5 protein-coding genes are annotated in these 3,535 nt (G+C 65.8%); 1 reads left to right on the top strand and 4 read right to left on the bottom strand.

Features of this window, described 5'->3' with window-relative positions:
* Positions 1 to 159: 159 nt before the first annotated feature.
* The 4 genes from LQV45_RS21160 to LQV45_RS21175 all read right to left on the bottom strand — a co-directional run bounded on the left by LQV45_RS21160 (position 160) and on the right by LQV45_RS21175 (position 2,905).
* On the bottom strand, positions 160 to 561 hold the full coding sequence (locus LQV45_RS21160; protein WP_230008691.1) for a cupin domain-containing protein: 402 nt from the start codon (positions 559 to 561) through the stop codon (positions 160 to 162).
* Between the two features lie 8 nt (positions 562 to 569).
* A complete protein-coding gene (locus LQV45_RS21165; protein WP_230008692.1) occupies positions 570 to 902 on the bottom strand; it encodes a carboxymuconolactone decarboxylase family protein in 333 nt (110 codons plus the stop codon).
* A 72-nt stretch (positions 903 to 974) separates the two neighbouring features.
* Entirely contained in the window at positions 975 to 2,003 is a 1,029-nt protein-coding gene (locus tag LQV45_RS21170; protein WP_230008693.1) for an aldo/keto reductase, read from the bottom strand.
* 20 nt (positions 2,004 to 2,023) lie between these two features.
* Positions 2,024 to 2,905, bottom strand: coding sequence for an aldo/keto reductase (locus LQV45_RS21175; RefSeq protein ID WP_230008694.1), 882 nt, complete (start codon positions 2,903 to 2,905; stop codon positions 2,024 to 2,026).
* A 297-nt stretch (positions 2,906 to 3,202) separates the two neighbouring features.
* Here LQV45_RS21175 and LQV45_RS21180 point away from each other — a divergent pair.
* Positions 3,203 to 3,535 (top strand): helix-turn-helix transcriptional regulator (locus tag LQV45_RS21180; RefSeq protein ID WP_230008695.1); only part of this gene is annotated, 333 nt, incomplete at its 3' end.

Below are 3,535 nucleotides of genomic sequence, written 5' to 3' on the forward strand. Positions count from 1 at the left end.
GTTTTCGGGCGCTCCGGCTCAGCGGGGCGCCCTTTTCTGTTGCCCGCGGCCATCCAGGGAGCCTCGCCGCCTTCCGGTGGCGCCCAGGCCCAGGCCCAGGCCCAGGTTCACGAGAGGGATTGTCCTCAGCTGCGTCCCTGCAATTGGTTCGCGGGCTGGTCAGCTTCCGTTGTACTCGTCGTCGGTGATGTGCTCGCCCCACGTGGTGGTCGTCGCTGCGTCCTCGCCGTTCTGGAGCATCGCGATATGTTCCATGAAGCAGCCAGGGGCGGCCGCGTGCCAGTGCTCCTCGCCGGGCGGCGTGTAGAGCGTCTGGCCGGGGTGGACTTCGATGATCTTGCCGTCCCGGGTTCCGAACCGGCCAACTCCCTGGGTGACGCGGAGGTACTGGCCGTGTTCGTGGGAGTGCCAGGCGGTGCGGGCTCCGGGCGCAAAACGGACGGTCGCGACCACCATCGTCTGATCCGGCTCGTGCGGGAGCGCGATCGGATCGAGCCAGACGTCGCCGGCGAACCGGGCCGGCGGGTTCTTCGCAGTGGGGACAGTGGGTTCGATGTTCATGGTGATCCTTACTTGCTCTCGGTGAAGAGCCGCTTGGCGACGCCCATGGCGGCCATGCCCTTGGGCCAGCCTGCGTAGAGCGTGACATGGGTGATGGCTTCGATGAGTTCTTCCCGGGTGACGCCGTTCTCAATGGCGCGACCAAGGTGGAAGCCGAGCTGTTCGGTGTTGCCGCCGGCGGTGAGAACGGCGACGGTGATAAGGCTGCGGTCACGGGCCGGAAGCTCCGGGCGGTTCCAGACGTCCGCGAACAGGACGTCGTCGGTGAGCTCGGCGAGCTTCGGGGCGAAGTCTCCGAACATGTTCCGGCCGCCGCCGATCTGCTGGGGTTGGTAAGTCATGATGTTCCTTCTTTCAGTGGAAGCTCGAACTGCTGCACAGAGCTTCATGCAGGGCTTCAGGCGCCTCGGCGGTCACAGTTGCTTCCGTCGCCGCGCCAGGGGCGTGAGTTCGTTGGTGCCGTAGCTGTTGTCGTCGGGGTTGACGGTAACGCCGGGTGCGACGAGCTGGTCGATGCGGTTCAGCACGTCGCTGGCCAAGGTGATGTCCGCGGCGGGCAGGTAGGACTCGAGCTGTTCCATGGTGCGGGGTCCGACGATGGCGGCTGTGACGCCGGGGTGGTTGATCGCGAAGGCGATGGCCAGTTCGATGAGCGTCAATCCGGCTTGTTCGGCCAGCTGGGCGAGTTCTTCGACGATGTCGAGCTTGCGCTGGTTGGCCGGGCTCGTCATGTCGAACCGGGCGTTCGGACGCGCGGTTGAGGTGGGCACGGAGGCTGCGTTTGTACGCCAGCGCCCGGAGAGCCAGCCGCCGCTGAGCGGGCTGTAGGTGAGGGTTCCCAGGCCGTGGCGCTGCACCGTGGGAAGGAGGTCCTCCTCGATGCCGCGGACCAGGATCGAGTACGGCGGCTGCTCGGTGACAAACCGCTCCAGGTTGCGTTCCCGGGATGCCCACTGGGCTTCCACGATCTGCGACCCGGAATACGACGAGGAGCCGATGTACCGCACCTTCCCCTGGCGGACCAGATCAGTGAGGGCGCCGAGAGTCTCCTCGACGTCGGTATCCGGGCTGGGCCGGTGCACCTGGTAGAGGTCGATGTAATCGGTGTTCAAGCGGTGAAGGGAGTCTTCCACCGCCCGCATGATCCAGCGGCGGGATCCACCCCGCTGGTTGGGATCGTCCTCGTTCATGGGCATGAAGAACTTCGTGGCAAGAAACACCTCATCACGGCGGCCCTCCAGTGCCTGCCCGACGATTTCCTCGGACGCCCCGCCGGAGTAGACATCGGCGGTGTCGATGAAGTTGATACCCGCGTCGAGGGCGCGGTGGATGATTCGAATGGAGTCCGCGGTGTCATTGTTGCCCCAGGGGCCGAACATCATCGCACCCAGGCACAAGGGACTGACCTGCACGCCTGTGCGGCCAAGGGGACGGTATTCCATGGTGGTGTCTTCTCTCTGTCTCAGGTTTCGGGGATGACCATGGCGAAGCGCTCTTCGCGGGCCTCGTCGGGATCCGGTCCGTTGCGCACGCCGGTGTCGAGTGCGTCGATGGCGGCGAGTTCGTCGGCGCCGAGTTCGAAGTCGAAGACGTCGAAGTTCTCCGCGATGCGTGCGGGGTTGGTCGACTTCGGGATGGCCGAGCGGCCCTGCTGCAGGTGCCACCGGAGCATGACCTGCGCGGGGCTCTTGCCGTGTGTTTGTCCGATGCCGGTGATCGTCGGGTCTTCCATCACGCTCCGGCGGTCCTCGCCCCACCCGGGGTAGAAGGTGATGCCCCCGATCGGTGACCACGCCTGGGTAAGGATGCCGTGTTCGGTATCCTTTGCCTGGACGGCCGGCTGGGCGAAGTACGGGTGCAGCTCAATCTGGTTCACCGCCGGGACGACGTCTGTTCTCGCCATCAACTGCTCCAGGTGGTGCGGCATGAAGTTGCTGACACCGATCGACCGGACGCGCCCGTCAGCAAGCAGGGTCTCCAGGGCCTTGTACGCGCCGACAGTTCTTTCGGAGCGATCGGGGGCGGGCTGATGCAGGATGAACAGGTCCAGGTAGTCGACGCCCAGCTTGGCAACAGCCTTCTCCCAGGCGTGCAGCGTCTGGTCGTACCCGTAGTCGCTGACCCAGACTTTGGTCTCGATGAACACGTCGGAACGGTCCAGGCCCGAGTTGCGGATGCCCTCACCGACCTCCCGCTCGTTGCCGTACGCCGCGGCAGTGTCGATGTGCCGGTAGCCGGCCGCCAGCGCCGCTTCGACGGCCGCCGTCGTTTGCTCCGGCGCGCTTTGGAAGACGCCCAGTCCGAGGGCGGGCATCGTGACACCGTTATTGAGAGTAAGTTCCATGTGCATGCCTTTCACGGTATTCAGGTGTGCGGGATTGTGGGAGGGCACGTGAGTACCCCCTTTTCGGATGTAGATAGGTCAGCGGGCGGCCTCGGCCAGGGGTGCGGGTGCGGCCCCGAGCGGTGTCAGGTAGCTGGCGAGGATGATCGCCAGGATCGCCGCCGGGTGGGCAGTAGTTGCGGGTGCAGGACTCATGTTTTCCATGGAACCGTGATTTCCCAATGGCGGGGAGTCACGGTCGTTCCGGGTAATGCCAGTGCCTCCCTCGTCGCATTGGCCGCGGGTAGCGTGGAGGCCATGACACACAGCGACGACGTGCGGAAGTTCCTGACCTCCCGCCGTGCCAGGATCACGCCGGAGGAGGCCGGCCTCCCGGTCTACGGCGGAAACCGCCGCGTTACCGGGCTGCGCCGCGAGGAAGTCGCGATGCTCGCCGGGATGAGCATCGATTACTACATACGCCTTGAGCGCGGAAACCTCTCCGGCGCCTCGGACAGCGTCCTTGAAGCCCTCTGCCGTGCACTGAAGCTTGACGACGCCGAGACGGCCCACCTTTTTGACCTGGCCCGCGCGGCCACGGCCGCTCCCCGGGTGCGGCGAAAGCGCAGCCCGCAGACGGTGCGCCCGAGC

It is taken from the genome of Microbacterium sp. Bi128 (assembly GCF_918698205.1).